14 protein-coding genes and 1 pseudogene are annotated in these 17812 nt (G+C 62.8%); 7 read left to right on the top strand and 8 right to left on the bottom strand.

The genetic code is table 11. The annotated features are described in order from the left end of the window. Positions 1-19: 19 nt before the first annotated feature. Positions 20-1426: a proline--tRNA ligase gene (gene proS, locus HALAL_RS0109315; RefSeq protein WP_025273747.1), complete on the bottom strand. Its 1407-nt coding sequence runs from the start codon at positions 1424-1426 to the stop codon at positions 20-22. A 165-nt stretch (positions 1427-1591) separates the two neighbouring features. Here proS and HALAL_RS0109310 point away from each other — a divergent pair, with 165 nt between their 5' ends. From HALAL_RS0109310 to HALAL_RS19325, 4 genes are all read left to right on the top strand, one after another. Then, entirely contained in the window at positions 1592-3970 is a 2379-nt protein-coding gene (locus HALAL_RS0109310; protein ID WP_025273746.1) for an HAD-IC family P-type ATPase, read from the top strand. A 252-nt stretch (positions 3971-4222) separates the two neighbouring features. Next, positions 4223-4393 (top strand): DUF3117 domain-containing protein, encoded by a 171-nt coding sequence (locus tag HALAL_RS18145; RefSeq protein ID WP_084471936.1) that lies wholly within the window; start codon positions 4223-4225, stop codon positions 4391-4393. A 510-nt stretch (positions 4394-4903) separates the two neighbouring features. Next, positions 4904-6157 (top strand): S1C family serine protease, encoded by a 1254-nt coding sequence (locus tag HALAL_RS0109295; RefSeq protein WP_025273745.1) that lies wholly within the window; start codon positions 4904-4906, stop codon positions 6155-6157. Positions 6158-6356: 199 nt separating this feature from the next. Further along, a complete protein-coding gene (locus HALAL_RS19325; RefSeq protein WP_342670457.1) occupies positions 6357-6815 on the top strand; it encodes a twin-arginine translocase TatA/TatE family subunit in 459 nt (152 codons plus the stop codon). Here HALAL_RS19325 and HALAL_RS0109285 read toward each other — a convergent pair. The 7 genes and pseudogenes from HALAL_RS0109285 to HALAL_RS0109255 form a co-directional block, all read right to left on the bottom strand. Continuing rightward, a pseudogene (locus tag HALAL_RS0109285) lies at positions 6816-7892 on the bottom strand (amidohydrolase family protein); the annotation flags it as partial. A 75-nt stretch (positions 7893-7967) separates the two neighbouring features. Beyond that, the gene (ffh, locus tag HALAL_RS0109280; protein ID WP_025273742.1) at positions 7968-9512 is read right to left on the bottom strand and encodes a signal recognition particle protein; all 1545 of its coding nucleotides are present in this window, start codon (positions 9510-9512) and stop codon (positions 7968-7970) included. Positions 9513-9735: 223 nt separating this feature from the next. After that, positions 9736-9888, bottom strand: a complete 153-nt coding sequence (locus tag HALAL_RS18605; RefSeq protein ID WP_156937687.1) for a hypothetical protein — start codon at positions 9886-9888, stop codon at positions 9736-9738. A gap of 10 nt (positions 9889-9898) precedes the next feature. Then, positions 9899-10579, bottom strand: coding sequence for a hypothetical protein (locus HALAL_RS0109270; protein WP_025273741.1), 681 nt, complete (start codon positions 10577-10579; stop codon positions 9899-9901). Then, on the bottom strand, positions 10569-13169 hold the full coding sequence (locus HALAL_RS0109265) for an FtsK/SpoIIIE domain-containing protein (RefSeq protein ID WP_025273740.1): 2601 nt from the start codon (positions 13167-13169) through the stop codon (positions 10569-10571). The genes HALAL_RS0109270 and HALAL_RS0109265 overlap by 11 nt, the downstream gene beginning before the upstream one ends. A gap of 21 nt (positions 13170-13190) precedes the next feature. Next, a complete protein-coding gene (locus tag HALAL_RS0109260; RefSeq protein WP_025273739.1) occupies positions 13191-13955 on the bottom strand; it encodes a hypothetical protein in 765 nt (254 codons plus the stop codon). A gap of 8 nt (positions 13956-13963) precedes the next feature. Continuing rightward, positions 13964-14230, bottom strand: a complete 267-nt coding sequence (locus HALAL_RS0109255) for a hypothetical protein (protein ID WP_029767661.1) — start codon at positions 14228-14230, stop codon at positions 13964-13966. A gap of 344 nt (positions 14231-14574) precedes the next feature. Between HALAL_RS0109255 and phoH2 the strand changes: the two genes are divergently transcribed. The 3 genes from phoH2 (at position 14575) to HALAL_RS0109240 (ending at position 17670) form a co-directional block, all read left to right on the top strand. Continuing rightward, entirely contained in the window at positions 14575-15846 is a 1272-nt protein-coding gene (gene phoH2 / locus HALAL_RS0109250; protein WP_025273737.1) for an RNA 5'-3' helicase PhoH2, read from the top strand. 106 nt (positions 15847-15952) lie between these two features. Further along, positions 15953-16783 (top strand): polysaccharide deacetylase family protein, encoded by an 831-nt coding sequence (locus HALAL_RS0109245; protein WP_025273736.1) that lies wholly within the window; start codon positions 15953-15955, stop codon positions 16781-16783. Positions 16784-16869: 86 nt separating this feature from the next. Continuing rightward, positions 16870-17670, top strand: coding sequence for an aggregation-promoting factor C-terminal-like domain-containing protein (locus tag HALAL_RS0109240; RefSeq protein WP_025273735.1), 801 nt, complete (start codon positions 16870-16872; stop codon positions 17668-17670). Positions 17671-17812: the final 142 nt, after the last annotated feature.

Raw genomic sequence — 17812 nt, 5'->3', positions numbered from 1 at the left:
GGAGGTGAGAGTGCGCTATCTAATAGGCCCGCGCCAGGAACGCGACGAGGCCGTCCTCGTCCAAGGAGTCCGGGACCGTGCCGTCGGCCCGCTGCAGGCAGCGAACGGTCACCTTCGACTCGGCGGCCTTGGCCTCACCGGCGTCGCCGACCTCCGCCCACGGCACCACGGCCATTCCGGACTGACCGATTTCAATGGCCTCTTCCAGATTCGCCGCCTGCGAGGTGACCTCTTCACGGCGCCGCAGAGCCTCGTCGAACAGGCTCTTCTGATCGACGGCGAGCGCGTCTTGGACCGCGTCGACCACCCCGTCCAGCGCGACGGCCTCTTTGGTGCCCGGGACGCGACGCGCCACGGTGACCTCACCGGTTTTCAGGTCGCGAGGACCGATTTCGATACGCACGGGGAAGCCCTTCAGCTCGGCGTCCACCGCGCGTCGTCCGAAGGCGATGTCACCGCGCAGGTCCAGTTTGCTGCGCACTCCGGCGGCCTTGAGGCGTTCGTGCACGCGTGTGGCTTCGTCGTGGACCTCGTCGGAGTCCTTGACGGCCATGACGTAGGCCTGGACCGGCGCCAGTTTGGGCGGAACGCGCAGGCCGTTGTCGTCGCCGTGGCTCATGATCAGGCCGCCCAGCATCCGCGTGGAGGTGCCCCACGAGGTCGTCCAGGCGTGGTGTTCCTGGCCGTCTTTGCCTTGGTAGACGATGTTGAACGCCTTGGCGAAGTTCTGTCCGAGTTCGTGCGAGGTTCCCATTTGCAGGGCTTTGTTGTCGCGCATGAGCGCTTCGACGCAGAAGGTGTTGAGCGCTCCGGCGAATCGTTCTTCCACTGTCTTGATTCCGCGAAGAACCGGAACGGCCAGAACGTTTTCCATGAAGTCGGCGTAGACTTCGTGCAGGATGCGCAGGGTGAATTCGTGTGCGTCGTCGAAGGTGGCGTGGGCGGTGTGTCCCTCTTGCCAGAGGAACTCCGAGGTACGCAGGAACAGGCGGGTGCGCATTTCGTAGCGCATGACGTTCGCCCATTGGTTCAGCAGCAGGGGCAGGTCGCGATACGACTTGGTCCATTTGGCCATGTATTCGCCGATGACGGTCTCTGAGGTGGGGCGAATCGCCAAGGGTTCTTCCAGCTCTTTTCCGCCGCCGTGGGTGACCATCCAGACTTCGGGGGCGAAGCCCTCGACGTGCTGTTCTTCCTTCGACAGGTAGGACTGTGGGATCAGTAGGGGGAAGGAGGCGTTTTCCGTCCCGGTGTCCTTGATGCGGTCGTCCAGTTCGTCGACCATCCGTTCCCACAGTGCGAAGCCCGTCGGTCGGATTACCTGCTGGCCCTTCGCCGGGCCGTTCTCGGCCAGTTGAGCTTTTGCGACGACATCTTGATACCAGCGAGGAAAATCCTCGGCTTGACTTGTGAGTACTTTGGCCATGGTTATACATCTTACGGGTATGTTCCAGCGGCCGTCGAACCGGTTGAGCGGCTCGTGTGCCGGGTACGAGCGTGCGTCGCGATCGATTCCGAGCATCGTCGCGCTCGTGACGCTAGGTTGACGACCACGTCCACTTGTTTGAGGACATACTTTAAACTCTCAATTGTGACCACACCCGTTCTTGATTCCCACACCGGTTTGACTCCTGACGAAGTCAGCGAAAGACAGTCGTCCGGCCTGGTCAATCACGTTAAACGCCGTACCTCACGCCCCCTGTCCGCCATTCTGCGCGGAAACTTCTTCACTCTTTTCAACACCGTCATCGGCGTCCTCGCCGTCATCGCCATCACCTTCGGTGGATTCAAGCAGGGCCTTTTCGGCCTCGTGATCGTATTCAACGCTGGAATCGGGACCTTTCAGGAGCTGCGGGCCAAGCGCACACTCGATAAGCTGTCACTGGTCAATCTGGCGAAGACCACGGTGATCCGGGGCGGCGAGAAGGTCGACATCGATCCCGCCGAACTGGTGCAGGACGACCTGATCCAGCTGTCGCCCGGGGATCGGATTCCCGTCGACGGTCCCGTCGTGGAGTCCTCTAATTTGGAAGTCGACGAATCCCTGCTCACCGGGGAGGCCGATCCCGTGGCCAAGGAACCGGACGATGAGGTCAAGAGCGGCTCCTTTGTGGTGGCGGGCTCGGGTGTCTTCCGTGCCGAGCGGGTCGGCGAGGATTCCTACGCGGCTCGCCTGATCGAGGAGGCCAGTCAGTTCACGCTGGCTCACTCCGACCTACGGGACGGCATCAATCGTTTCATCAAGGTCGTCACATGGCTGATCATCCCTATCGGACTTTTGCTGATCGTCGGCCAGTTGCTGGTCAGCGGTTCCCGGATATCGGAGTCGATTCTCTCCACGGTCGCCGGTATCGTTCCCATGATTCCCGAGGGCCTCGTGCTGCTCACCTCCATCGCGTTCGCGGTGGGCGTCATACGTCTCGGCCAACGCAAATGCCTGGTACAGGAACTACCGGCCATCGAGGGCCTGGCACGTACCAGTGTGCTCTGTCTGGATAAGACGGGGACCCTGACCGAAGGCGGAATGGACGTCGAGAAGATCCGCCCGGTCGGCGAGGGTTCGGACGTGGACGTCGAGACCGCCTTGGCGGCCTTGTCGCACAGCGACGACAGCCCCAATCCCACCATGACGGCGGTGGCCGAGTATCTGGAGTCCAATGACGTCCCCGACCCCGCTTGGCGGGTCATCGACACCATGCCGTTTTCGTCGGCCCGAAAGTGGAGCGGGGTTCGCTTCACCGACCATGGGAACTGGTTGCTCGGTGCCCCCGACGTACTGCTGTCCCGTGACGACGACGCCGCCTTGGACGCCGACATGCTCTCGGCTCAAGGGCTGCGGGTGTTGGTCCTGGCCACTGCCGACAGTGCCAGCACCACCGGTGGAGTCGAAGGAGTCCGGGCCCGGGCCCTCGTGATCTTGAAGCAACGTCTGCGTTCGACGGCGGAGGAGACCTTGGCGTACTTCGCCGACCAGGACGTCGACGTCAAGATCATTTCGGGCGACTCTCCGGCGGCCGTGGGAGCGGTCGCCTCGCAGCTCGGCGTCGACAGTGCGGGGCAAACGGTGGACGCGCGCACCTTGCCGGACGATGACGAACGTGCCTTGGCCGACGCACTGGAAGAGAATACGATTTTCGGTCGCGTCAATCCCCACCAGAAACGCTCGTTCGTGCGGGCCCTGCAAAGCCGGGGCCACACCGTCGCGATGACCGGCGACGGCGTCAACGACGTGCTCGCCCTCAAGGACGCCGACCTGGGGATCGCCATGGGGTCGGGTTCACCGGCCGCCCGCTCGGTGGCTCAGATCGTTCTTCTGGACGACGAGTTCGCCACCATGCCCCATGTGGTCGCCGAAGGGCGACGCGTCCTCGGCAACATCGAACGCGTCTCCAACCTGTTTTTGACCAAGACGATCTATTCGATCTGTCTCGCGCTGTTCGTCGCCGTCGGCGCCGTCCTCGCCTGGGGAACCGACAACGATCCCCTGCCGTATCCCTTCCTGCCGATTCACGTGACGCTCATCGGTTCGTTGACCATCGGGATTCCCGCGTTCTTCCTGGCCTTGGCTCCGACCTTTGATCGGGCCCGACCGGGGTTCGTGCAGCGCGTCCTGAAGTTCGCCATACCCGCCGGAATCGCCTGCTCTCTGGCGACCTTCGTCGCCTATGTCACCGTCCGATGGCACGGCGCCGATGAACTGGCCGGTCAAACGACCTCGGCGATCGTATTGTTCACAGTGGCTCTGACGGCCTTGGCCATCGTGTCGCGCCCCTACCGCCTGTGGAAGTTCGGCCTGGTGGCCGCGTGCGGGGGTGCCTTCTCACTGGCTCTGTTCACTCCGGTCGGTTCCTGGCTGTTCGACCTGAGCCTCCCCGGAGTGTTCAACACCATCGTGGCTGCGGTCGCGGCCGGTGCGGGCGTTGCCGCTCTCGTCCTCTGGCTGGTCATTCGCCCCAAACACCTGCGTTAGCGCGGACCGGGTCGCAAGCACGTGGACGCCCCGACGGCCATGCTGTGAAATACCGCACTCACGATGCGTACGGGGTCGATCTCGTGTTCCACCATGTCGTTTCGGCCGGAAACGGCGTCTCCGGAGGCGGGCACGGGAAGATTTCGCCCTAACACTCAGGGGCGGGTTCGACCGTGTCACCTCGGTAGGGGAAAATTGGGAGCAGCTACGTCAGGTCGCGATCGCGACATTGCTCACCGAGGGGAGACAGATATGGCGGCCATGAAACCGCGAACGAGCGACGGCCCGCTGGAGGTTGCTCAAGAAGGTCGCGGAATCATCTTGCGTTTGCCACTGGAAGGCGGCGGACGTCTTGTTGTGGAGATGACCGAAGAAGAAGCCGAATCGCTCAACAAGCAGCTGCACGATTCACTGGTCGAATAGTCCTGCCGAGTACTGACCCGTCTCAGCGGTCGGCCCCTGAGCGATGCGACCGTCATCGCCGTCGGGTGCCCCGTCCCCACGCCGCTTTCATCGATTTCCTGCGCACCCCTTTAACCCGAGGTCGGTCTGCCATACGACAGAGCAGGCCGACCGTCCCTCCATTAACAATCGGAGCGTTCCGCGCACGCTTCGGCCCACCGCTCCGTTCCACAACGAACTCTATCGCCCATCCCAGTGCCGTTGTCGCGCGCGTAAGGCAGACTGGAGTTACCAAAACCAGTCATTGCCTCATATGGGACGACGATTCCGTGAGCGCCACCGGTGACGGCCGTGTCTCAGGGCGCGGCGGCACTCTCCACGTCGAGTGGCGAACATATGGTGCAATCGACCGACATAATCGCTTGAACAAGAGAGCCTCGAGTGAGGGGCCGAAGACGACGAGAACCGACTCCAGCTCTCGCCTTCGCGTACGACAGCCCGCCGGACCACAGAGATGATGAGAATTCCACTATGAGCTCTGGTAACGACGCAACACCTTCACACCACCAGCCCCGACCTCAGCCACCACTGTCCGAAGCGACCTGGAACCCCAACGCGGCCCACGACCCGTGGCGCAATCCCCACAGCCAGGCCTACGTGCGCTATCCCGCTCCGCCGCCTCCCGCGACGGAGGCCCTGCCCCCCACGTCTCCGCCTCGGCAGGGCGTCGGGCTCGGCATGGTCACCGTGATCTGTGCGATCACGGCGCTTCTGGCCGGAATCACGGGAACGGTCGTGAGCAGTCTCCTGCTGGGGGACGTCCGGTTTTCCAGCTCCATCGGAGACGCCAATTCCCCCGTGGTCGATCGGGACCCCGAATCGGTCTCAGGCGTGGTCGACGAGTTGCTTCCCAGCGTCGTTACGATTTTCACCCCGGACGGCGGCAACGGCTCGGGGTTCATCGTCTCCGAGGACGGCTACATCATGACCAATCATCACGTCGTGGCGATGGGCGGGGAGAACTCAGCCTCCCAACTGCAGGTACGCCTCTCCAACGGTGAGGTCAGCGACGCCGAGGTCGTCGGCAGCGACCCGCAGTCGGACGTCGCCGTCATCAAGATCGCGGGGGACGACCATCAACCGGTCGCCATCGCCGATTCGGACGAGCTCGCGGTCGGCGACCCGGTCATCGCCGTCGGAGCGCCCCTGGGACTGACCTCGACGGTCACCCTCGGGATCGTATCGGCCCTCGATCGGCCGGTGGTCACCGAAAGCCTGGACGGTAACACCGAATCGGTCATGGCCGCCATTCAGACCGACGCTGCCATCAACCCCGGGAACTCCGGAGGGGCACTGACCGATGCCGCAGGCCAGGTCATCGGGGTCAACACCGCGATCGCCGGATTCGCCAACGAGCAAGGCGAAGCGGGAAACATCGGCATCGGCTTCGCCATCCCCATCAACCAGGCCAAGCGCATCGCCGATGAAATCATCGACACCGGCCAGGCCAGCCACACCGTCTTCGGAGCGAGCCTGGGCACTACCAAGGTGGGCATCGGCGTCGAACTCGAGGAAGTGGTTCCGGGTTCACCGGCCGACGATGCCGGCCTGCGCGACGGCGACGTACTGACCAGTTTCGCCGACCGCACGGTCTCGGACAACACCGAACTGGTCGCCTTGGTGCGTAAATTCGCCCCCGGTGACACCGTCACCGTCACATTCGAACGCGACGGGCAGGAACAGAGCGCACAGGTCACCCTCGCGGCAAAATCGAAGGACGATTGACGCCCGGGCTCCGGCCTGCAAATTATATTCAATAAAGTAAAGTGATAAAAGCGGGGGCCGCCCCGGCGCGGTCCCCGAGTATGTCCCCACATTGCCAAGGCCGCCGTCGACGACATAGTCTGGTACTGGTCGCCCGCACGGCGATGCCCTCCCACGTCGGCGCACCGGCGTCGACGACGCAGTAAATATCGAGGTAGACGTGCTTTCCAACATAGGTACCCCGGGATTCATCATCCTCCTGCTTCTCCTGCTCCTCCTGTGGGGGCCGGACAAGATACCCCAGGCGCTCGCCAACCTGCGTAAATTCATCACCAAAATCCGGGGCATGGCCGGCAACGCCGCCGACTCGCTCAGTAAGGAAATCGGCACCGAGGTCAAACCCGAAGACCTCAATCCCCGCTCCTTCGTGCGTAAGCACGTCCTCAGCGAGGAAGACCAGCAGCTGCTGTCCAATCCGCTGAAGAGTACCGTCGACGACCTCAAAAAGACCACCGAACCGCTGTCGGAGGAATCACGCCGTCTCAATCGCGATATCGGCGAGACCAAGAACTCGGTTCGGCGATCGTTCCGGTCCGGCGGCGGCGACTCGGAAACCCCCGCCGCCGGCGGCGACACCGGCAGTACCGGAGACGCGACCCGCTACGACGACGCCACCTAAGCGCACTACCCGACCGCGTAGCACAATACGCCGCGGATCGAACACCGTATCCAGATCGACTCGCGGATCCCGATCGTAAACGACGATGTCACCCAATCCCTCGGGCAAGCCCAGCCATTCACGGGCACGCCACGACGACGCCCCCACCACGTCCTCCGCCGCGAGACCGGCCTTGTCCCGCAGCAAACGCATCTCCCGCGCCGCCAGGCCGTGGTTGATTCCGCCTCCCGCGTCCGTACCGACGAAGACGGGAACCCCGGCTTCCACCGCTTGCGCCACGACTTCCGGGAAACGACGCTTCAAATCACGCATATGGGCGGCATAGGTGGAAAACTTACTCTCCGCCTGATCGGCGATGTCGTCGAACGTCTCGATATTGATCATGGTGGGCACCAGTGCCGTTCCCTGCCGGGCCATCGTGTCGATGACGTCAACCGACAACCCGGTACCGTGCTCCACCGAATCGACTCCGGCCCGCACCACGCACTCCACGGCCTCCTCGCTGAAGGTGTGGACGGCGACCTTGGCACCTTCACGTTGAGCGGCCTTGATCGCCGCCGTGAGGACCTCGGGTTCAAAGCTCGGCGCCAGATCGCCCTGTGAACGATCGATCCAATCGCCCACCAGTTTGACCCAGCCGTCACCCTCGTGCGCCTGACGAGCCAGAGCCGCCACCGCTTCCTCGGGCTCACATTCCAGGCCGATTCCCCGCAGATACCGTTTGGAGGCGGCAATGTGCTGTCCGGCGCGAATCAGCCGCGGAATACCGTCTTCCCCGACCAGTTCGGGATAAGGATAGGGAGAGCCCGCATCCCGAATCGCCAGAACTCCCGCGTCGCGATCCTGATACGCCAGTTCACGGGCCTCATCCAGCGACTCGATCGGTGAGGCACCGCGCCGGATTCCAATATGGCAGTGAGCGTCCACCAAGCCGGGGAGCGCGTAACCGCCGTCGGCGACGGTCTCGGCGTTCGGCACCGGGGTGAACCCCAGGCGATCGCCGTCGATGTAGATATCGCGCTCACGATCATCCGGCAACCATACGGCTCGGATGTGGAGAGGGCCGGGAGTCGTCATCGTTGACCTCGATTCACAATCGGCGGACCATTCGTCTTATACGATACCGACGCCGAACCCGGCCGCCTCCGGCGACTATTGACCTTTACCCTGCTCTTTCATCCACTTATCGATGTCGATGTCGGGCAGGTCGGACGCTTTCGTCTGGCTGAGGTCCGGCATCTCCCCGGCCCCCGGCATTCCACCGGGCAGCTGCGGCATCCCCTGTTTGCGGGCCGAGCCGCCGCCGCGCTTGATCGACTTCTTCTTGCCCTTTTTGCCCTTGCGCTTGATCTTATTGGACTTGGTGGCCTTGGTTCCACCACCGCCCATACCCATCATGCCGGGCATGTTCTTCATCATCTTCTGTGCTTCCTTGAAGCGGTTCAGAAGCTGATTGACGTCATTGACCGTGACGCCCGAACCGTTGGCGATGCGCAGACGACGCGAGCCGTTGATGACCTTGGAATTGCGTCGTTCCTCCGGGGTCATCGACCGAATGATGGCGGTGGTCTTATCGAGCTGCTTATCGTCGATCTGCTCGAGCTGATCCTTCATCTGACCGGCACCGGGCATCATCTTGATGACGTTGGCGATCGGACCCATCTTGCGCAGCGACTGCATCTGCTCCAGGAAGTCCTCCAGGGTGAAGTCCTCACCCTCGAGTAGCTTCTGGGTCATCTCCTCTTTCTGGTCCGCATCGAAGGCCTCTTCGGCCTGCTCGATGAGGGTGAGCATATCGCCCATGCCGAGAATGCGCGAAGCCATGCGGTCGGGATGGAAGAGGTCGAAGTCGGCCAACTTCTCACCCGTGGAGGCGAACATGATCGGCTGACCGGTGACGTGACGAACCGACAGGGCGGCACCGCCACGGGCGTCACCGTCAAGCTTGGACAGTACGACACCGCTGATTCCCACTCCGTCGCGGAAGGCTTCGGCGGTGGTCACGGCGTCCTGACCGATCATGGCGTCAATGACGAACAGGACTTCGTCGGGGTTGGTGGCCTCGCGGATGTCGCGGGCCTGCTGCATCATTTCCTCGTCGATACCGAGACGACCGGCGGTGTCGATGATGACCACGTCACGCCCGGTGTGTTTGGCTTCTTCGATGGAATCGGAAGCGACCTTGACCGGGTCACCGACTCCGGAGCCCGGCTCCGGTGCGTAGACCGAAACCTCGGCGCGTTCCCCGTTGACCTTCAACTGATCCACGGCGTTCGGGCGCTGCAGGTCGGCGGCGACCAGCAAGGGCGAATGCCCGTCCTTCTTCAGCCACCGGGCGAGCTTGCCCGCCAGGGTCGTCTTACCGGCACCCTGGAGACCGGCGAGCATGATGACCGTCGGCGGTTGCTTGGCATAGTTGACGCGGCGGGTCTCCCCACCCAGAATGGCAATGAGCTCTTCATTGACGATCTTAATGATCTGCTGTTCGGGATTGAGGGCCTTGGAAACCTCCGTTCCCTTCGCGCGCGACTTCAGCTGCGCGATAAAGGCCTTGACGACCGGCAGAGCGACGTCGGCTTCCAACAGCGCGAGGCGGATCTCGCGGGCGGTGGCGTCAATGTCGGCATCGGTCAGGCGGCCCTTTGACCGGATTGAAGCGAAAATCCCTGACAGCCGGTCTGACAGTGCGTCGAACACTGGTTATCCCCTCGCAATGTCGGTGGTTATTTTTATAAGTGATCGGGTGTACATTCCGCCCCTCCACAACACGTCGTTCGGCGCGATCGGCACCGCGACGCGGTTGAGTGAGGCATGCTCCCTACAAGGTTAACGCCTCACCACTCACACAGCAGATCGTGTCCGGTGAAAGGCGCCACGCCGCATTGTACGGCGGCACAGCGCCATACCACTCGGTCGGGCCTCAGCACCGTTGCGCGGCGCTCGCCGAACGACTATCGCCCTCCACCGAGGTCGTCGCCGGGCTTCCCGAATAGTAGGCGAGGCGACCCTCGGTCGTATTGGCGAGTTCGAACTCGGACGCTAGGCGTACCGCCCGGTTACCGCCGAGATTCACGAACGACGAATTAATACCCGCGTAGGAAAAGGACCGAACCGACGACTATGGCCACCGCGGCGAGACTCACCGCCAGTAGTACACCTTGCGGTCGCGGCCGCACTCGATACCAGGCCGCTTGCCACATTCCCCAGGCGATCGGCGCGACCCCGGCGCTCGCGAGGACGCATACGGTCGCGGCGGCCGGCTGCAAAGCATTCCACATCGGACTGGAACTGTCGATGCCCAGGAGCGCGAGCGCGCCGTATACCCCCGCGCTTCCGCAGCAGAGACCGATGACTCCCGCTACGATGCTGCTCATCACGGGTGGTTCGAAGGGAAGCTCGCCGCGTTTGGCGGTGGCGACCAGTCTTTCGAGATCGGCGAGGTCGGCGCGGAGTCGTGTCGGTTCACTTGACGGGGCGTTGAATCGATGCACGGCTTGCGGGAAGTCTCCGGTTGTGCCGGGGCCCACGAGGGCGGCGAGCCGGTCCCACAGCCTGGTCGTACGGCGGTCGAGGTCGTCTTGGAGTTCTTCGGCTTCGGCAAGGTCGCGCCGAGCGGCTTGTTCTCGCTGTTGTGCCTGGTGTATCCGGTTTTCGACACGGGTGCGGTCGCGCTCGTATTCGTCGTGCAGCGTGGTGGCTTCCTCCTGGGTGACTCCGTCGAGTTCCAGGTAGTCGCTGACGGCACTGACGTAACTATTGCGCATGGGTGACCTCGATCAGTGGACTGGCGGGTGCCTCGTGGAGCTGTTCGTGCGGGTCGTAGGGAATGATGACACCGGGTTCGCGATCGTGGGCGCGGTCGAAGTACAGGGCGCGCCGAGTCCGTGGATACCACTGTGGTGTGTGGTTTCCCGGGGTCAGTGGAGCGAGGTCGTTGCCGTGGCAGTCGAGTGCGACCCAGGCGTCGATGGCGTCGAATCGGGGATTGTATCCGCCGAGGTCGTCTCGGAGGCGTGGCACCGATCGCCACCAGCCGACGGTGTGCACGTGGTTTTCCGGCCCGTCGACCAGCAGGGTGCGGAACGCTTCTCGGTCACGGTGGTCCAGTCGAGTCGAGATGGCGTCGACGGCGTAGAGGAGGTTCACCGTTGTCGTAGCGGGACGTCGATGTCTCTCGTTGACGAGGTCGTGTAGTTGTTCGTACCAGGCGACGGTGGTGCCGTGGTTTTCCAGGGTTTCGGCGAGCCGCATGGCGTGTGAGTCGCTGTCGATATCGCAGCTGCAGATGTTGACCGTGGCGTCGCGCAGATGGAGGGCGGTGGTGGCGATCAGGTCGTGTGCGTCGGCGGTGCGGGTCCCGATGACGGCGAGGTTGCGGCCGGGTGAGCGGCGCAGGTCGAAGGTCGCCGGTCGTTGGCGGACGTCGATGGTTTGACCGACGTAGACGTGTTGTTTCGGTGGCGGGGCGGTGGGAAGTCTGGGGGTGTCCTCACCGTCGAACAGGCGTGGTGGCCCGCTGTGGGGGTGTTGGTTCCAGAGTTGTTCCTGGATCGGTTGCCAGGTGTCGTTGGCTCCGGCGTTGGGAAGGGCGATGACGTGATTGGCGTCGTTCTGGCCGGATTCGGAATTGATGATGGCGTGGTGTTTGGGGAGCGTGTCGGCGGCGTGATTGTTGTCGGCGAGGACTCGGCGGGCTTTAGGCAGGGCGATGCGTAGGCTGAATTGGGCCACAAGGCTGGGGCGTCCCCAGAGGGCCTCGATTCCGGCGACGTCCTGACTGGCGAGAATGAGGTGAATGCCTTGGCTGCGTCCCCGGCGGGCGAGGTCGTCGAGGAGCGCTACGGCTTCGTCGGTGACGCTGTCGCGGTTTTCCAGCAGTATCTGGAATTCGTCGATGACGGCGACGATGCGGGGCCAGGTGTTGCCGGGATCGGCGGCGCGCAGTTCGGAGAGTTTGGTGGCTTCGTGGTGTTTGGCGGCGTCGGCTCTGCGGCGCAGTTCTTCTTTGAGGTGTCGCAGGAGTGCCAGACCGAATTCGCGGTCGTCGTTGATGTTGATGCCGACGAGTTTGGCGTGGGGCAGCCAGGTTCGATCGCGGCGTCCTTCGGCGTATCGGGCAAAGGAAACGCCTTCTTTGAAGTCGAGGAGGTGCATCTCGAGTTCGGAGGGGTCGTAACCGGTGGTCAGACCGGCGATCCAGGTGTAGATGAGATTCGTTTTCCCCGATCCGGACGGCCCTCCGATGAGAGCGTGTGGGGGGTTGTCTCCCAACGTTAGGGCGGCGATGGAGCCGTCGCGGCGGCGTCCGATGGGGACCGACAGCCCGTGGGTGGACTGTTTGGTGCCGTAGTCGCGCGGCAGTAGATCGTTCAGGTGCAGTTCGTCGCCGGAATCGTATCGCTCGCCGACGGTTCGGGCGGTGTCGGTGATCAGTTGGGTGGGAGGCGGTGCGTCCAATGTCAGCGCGGCTTTGGGCAGTGAGCTGTACGAGGTGGAATCGAGAACCGGAGTACCCTCCAGCGACTCTCCGGCGATCAGGAGAGTGACTCCGGCGGGGATTCCCGTGCGTTGCAGGCGTTTGAGTTGTGCGTCATCGTGCTCGTTCCAACCGTGGATTCCCGCCTTGTGCAGAACCAGGAGATGGCGCGGTTCGGGCCCGGTTCCATTGTGCGCGGTCAGTTCGGCGAGGGATTGGTATTCTCCCCCGAGTACGTCGGCATTGACGCGACGAACGTGTTCGACCAATTCGTCGAGGGTGTCGCGTAGTCCGGCCGGACCGATGAAGCGCAGGAGGCCGGAGCGGGTCAAGGGGGCGAAGGCGGCGAGGGTCTGCCCGAGCGAGTCGGGATCGTAAATATGTATACGCACGTCACCTGGTTTGGCCGATCCGATGGCGCGCAGCAGGAGGCCCGGCAATGCCGGGATCGCGTCGGGAGCGAGACTGAGGTGGGAGCGGTCGAGAAGTTCTACGAGCGCGGGCAGGCGATGTGGCCCGTTGAGGTGTCCCACGCGGTAGAGCGGTGCCGTCGCGGGATAGTGGTCGGCGTCGGACTCCCAGATGTTCCAGGGATACCCTGCCGCGCCCCCACTGTGTAGGGCGGCCAGACGATGGACCCGGTCGGCTTGATGCCGCAGTTGTTCGACGTGGCGCTGCCGCATGGTGGTCTTGGCACGCCGATGAATGTCGGCCAGACTGTCGAGCGTGCGTTCCCCTTCCTCCGTCACGGCGGCGGATTCGGCTCCGACGGTCTGGAGCACCGCGCGGCGACGCCCGGTGAGGTCGCGGGATTGTGCTCGTAGAGTGGCGATGCGGCGGGCGGCGGCCGAGACGAGACGTCGTTTCCATGCGGTCATAGGGGCTGGTCCTTTGCTGGTTCAGCGGGTGGCGGCGGTGAGGCGGTGCAGTTCGGCGATGAGCGCGGGGCCGAGCACGGCATGGGTGGCCGGGTCGGAGGCGGTCGACTCGTCGACGTGGTTGCATGCTCGTGCGAGGCTGGTATGGACGTCGTCCAGCTCCACTCCGGGCAGCAGGGACTTCAGTGGACTGTGGGTGCGCTTGGCGAGTTCTTTGAGCTGCTTGTCGTTTGGCGCCCCTCCCAGTCGGTCTTCGGTGAGGCTCCGTACGGTCGGCCAGGTGAGCGCGGGCAGTTTGGCGGCCGTGGCCGGGCGGGTGTCACGCAATTGCTGCCAATAGCGTCCGGCGTTGACGTCCACGGCGCTGTAGGTCAACTCGTTGACCAAACGAGTCGGGGTCAGATTGTGCGGATTCGGGCGACCCTTGCGTTGGCACAGTTCACTGACGCGGTCCAGCCACCAGGCGTCGGGATCCGGAGCGACTTGATCCGAGGCGTCCTGTCGCTTCGCGGTTTGAGCCGGAGCCGTCGCGGCGATCCCGACCCCGATCGCCGCGAGGTATTCCTCAATCGACTGGACCGTCTCGACGAGTTTCCGGCGACCGGCGTCCAGGTGATGGCGACTTTGGCTCAGACTTGTCAGACCGGGGTCATGGCTGGATTCCCTTGCTGCCTCGGTCAGTTCGCAGTACGCGGTTTCCAGGTGCTCGTCGGCGGCGGCAAGACCGGCTTGGGGCAGCTCGTCGATCAATTGATGGAGGCGGGTGGCGAGGGTGGCGATATCCACTGTGGCTCCTAGAGGCTGGTGGCGTAGGTTTCGGCTTGTTCGGTGGCGGCGTTGGTGGCGGCCAACGACTGTTCCAGCTCACTCGCCGCTTGTGCGAGCGCGGCTTGCGCATTGACGACCGACTGATGCCCGGTTCCATTGCAGACGGCCCCGAGTCGGCTCTGGGCCTCTTCGATGTTCTGTGAGGCGGCGTTGATCGCTGCTTGACCACCGCGCACCTGCTCGAGTGCGGAGTTGATGGCGACTTTGAGTTCGGAAACACTAACTGTAGACACGGGGGTATTGTCACTGACATCAAGTGGCGACACGGTCGTTTTCGTGAGTTCAGCTGTCTGATTTGTCGGATTTCTGACTCTTACCGGTTCCAGGGTTCGTCGTCCGCATTCTCACCGGTAACTCCATATTCACCTTGATCGAATAAAAGTATCCCTCATGAAGATTGAGTCACATTCGCCGCCTCACACAAATCGTTCGCACTTCGCTACCCCATGTGAGCCTTTAAACCTCGCTCTCTGGAAAATGTCACATAAACCGACTACAGTGAGGTCATTAAAGGATTAGCAAACGCTAAGCCGAGAGTCGCTCACATAGAGCGACGAAGAGCAGCGAGGAGGCACCCGTGCCAGACCAACGCACCTATGTCCTCGACACCAGCGTCCTTCTCTCCGATCCGGGCGCTTTCTCACGATTCAATGAGCACCACGTCGTCATTCCATTGATCGTCATCACCGAGCTGGAAGGAAAACGTCATCATCCCGAACTGGGATGGTTCGCCCGTGAAACGCTTCGCCGCCTTGACGACCTCCGCATCAAGTACCGGCGTCTCGATGAGCCCGTTCCCATCGGGGACGAAGGGGGTGATCTCCGAGTTGAAATCAACTCCATCGATACCAGTAATCTACCGCCCGACATGGCCGTCAATACCAATGACAGCCGTATTCTCGCGGTAGCGGCCAACCTCGGTGACCAGGCGATCCTGGTAACCAAGGACATGCCGTTGCGGGTCAAGGCCTCCACCGTCGGAGTGGAGACCCAAGAATACCGCCACGGCCAAGCTCTCGATCCAACGTGGACGGGAACCGCCGAACTGTCGGTCACCGATCAGGAGATGTCGGAACTCTTCAGTGACAAGGGTTTGGACGTCCAACACGATCTGCCGTGCCATTCCGGGGTCATCCTCAGTGCTCCCGGCTCGTCCGGACTCGGAAGAGTCGCGGTCGACAAGAGCATCACTCCCGTCAAGGGAGATTCCAATGCTTTTGGACTGCACGGACGTTCGGCCGAACAGCGGATCGCCCTGGATCTCCTGTTGGACGACGACGTCGGAATCATCAGCTTGGGCGGCAAGGCCGGTACCGGAAAATCGGCCTTGGCCCTGTGCGCGGGCCTGGAGAAAACGCTGGAGCAGCAGCGCCACAAGAAGGTCGTGGTTTTCCGGCCGTTGTACGCCGTCGGCGGGCAGAACCTGGGATACCTGCCCGGTTCCGAATCGGAGAAGATGGAACCGTGGGCCCAGGCGGTACACGACACTCTCGGGGCACTCACCAGTGAGAACGTCATCGATGAAGTTATTCATCAAGGGATGTTGGAAGTACTGCCGCTGACCCATATCCGAGGGCGTTCGCTCCATGACAGTTTCGTCATCGTCGACGAAGCACAGAGCCTGGAACGTGGTGTCCTCCTCACTGTTCTGTCGCGAATCGGCAGTGGCTCACGCGTGGTCCTCACCCACGACGTGGCTCAGCGGGACAATCTGCGAGTAGGTCGCCATGACGGTGTCACCAGCGTTATCGAATCCTTTAAAGGACACCCCCTCTTCGCACACGTAACGCTCACCAGATCCGAGCGATCCCCCATCGCCGAGATGGTCACCAATCTTCTCGAAACCTAACCGGAATCGGTGGGGTGAGGTCACAACCTTGCCCCACCACAGAATTCCCTCGATTCAGCCCTCGTGGCACCTAGGAATATCCCCCGATGATCGTTAACCTGAGCTCATGACATCTTTTCCGTCACGGTCGCAACGCGTCTGGTTCGGACTGCTATCCTCCTGTCTCATCGCCCTGACGGCCTGCCAAGACGCCACACCGAATGAAACCGACGCCGCCGAATCCGGCGACCCGATTCGGTCGACCGAACCCGATCCGTCTCCCAGCCCTGAACCGTCCCCCACTCCCGGACGGTTCGACGATCGCATTCCCGACTTCGACGATCCCCCCGCCAATCCCACCACCGGCCACGTCCCCAGTGACGACGCACCGCTGTACTTCAGCATCCCCACCGACGACCCCGTCGCCTTCATCACGATCGACGACGGCTGGGTCCAGAACCCCGACGCGATCGAACTGCTCGCCGAGGCCGACGTCCCCAACACGCTCTTCCTACTCGGACCGGTGGCCGAAGACCATCCCGAATACTTCGCCGAGATCGCCGAAACCGGAGCCACCATCCACCCGCACACCGATTCCCATCGTTCACTCCCCGATCTCGATTACACCGAACAGAAACGAGAGATCTGTTCGTCCAGCGAGACCCTGGCCGAGCTCTACGACATCCGTCCGCGACTCTTCCGACCGCCGTTCGGCGAATACGACGACGACACGCTACGCGCGGCGGCCGAATGCGGCATGGACGCCGTCCTGCACTGGCGGCAGGCCGTCAAGGACGGCACGGTGCACTTCCAAGAGGGGGATACCGTACAGCCGGGCGACATCATTCTCATGCACTTCAGAGACGAATTCGTCGACGACTACATCGCGGCGCTGGAAGCCATCGACGAAGCCGGCCTCACCCCGGCGCTCCTGGACGATTACATCCCGAGCGAATAACACCTTGTCACCGCCCCTCCCTCACCGGAGAAAACCTCGTCTGGCATTCTGTCTGTCAGAAAGGAAGACAAGAGGACCTGATTGACATGATCCCGCTTCTGACAAAATACGGCGCTCGCCTCGCTGCCGTGGCCGTCCTGATTCTGGCCGCATTCGTCGTCGTACAGCTCAACGACACAGACCTCAACGACATCGAACAGGCGGATCCACGCCAAGCGGCACTGGACCAGGAACGTCGCGCCGAGGAGGCGTACGCCGAACTGCAAGTCGGCCATGCCGATTACATCCCCGCCACCGCAGGAGCCGACGCGGACACCAAAGCGGCCGCCCTGGCGACCTACGCGGCGGACAAATCCGAATCACTAGAGACCTACCAGTCCGAGGCCGAAGAGCAACAGGCCATCGAAGAGGCCAACACCAACCCCGTCAACGTGCCGATTCCCGGATCCTGCGACGAGTTCAGCGGCAACCGGGCCACCGGCTGCGCCATAACTCTGGAGCACGGCTTCGATCTGGAAGAGTTCGCTTGCCTAGAGGCCCTCTGGAGCCGTGAATCCGGCTGGAACGAAACCGCCGCCAACCCCGCCAGCAACGCCTACGGCATTCCGCAGGCCAACCCCGGTTCCAAGATGTCGTCGGAAGGCTCGGACTGGGAAACCAACCCCGTCACACAGATCGAATGGGGCCTGGGCTACATCGAAGGCAAATACGCCAGCCCCTGCGGAGCGTGGCAACAAAGCGAAGCCGCCGGCTGGTACTTATTTTGTGGTGAGGTGACCGCTCAGCTTGCCCCAGGCACTCCATATTTCCGCTGCGGGGGATTCTCACGACCTGAAGGTCGCGACGAATCCTCCTCGCGCAAATCTGCAGCACCTGGAACAACCTGAGCTCTTCTCCAGCTCTACCGCCGCTGCACTTGCGCCTGTGGCGCTTCGTTCGCGGCTCGCCAGTTGGTTTATCTGTGGGAACTGTGCGGTGGTTGAGCTCTTTAGGGATCACAGGCAGCTCTACCGCCGCTGCACTGCGCTC

The sequence above is a fragment of the Haloglycomyces albus DSM 45210 genome, from assembly GCF_000527155.1.
Taxonomy (GTDB): domain Bacteria; phylum Actinomycetota; class Actinomycetes; order Mycobacteriales; family Micromonosporaceae; genus Haloglycomyces; species Haloglycomyces albus.
The sequence above is the reverse complement of the archived record's forward strand: the minus strand, read 5'-3'. Positions and strand labels throughout refer to the sequence as shown.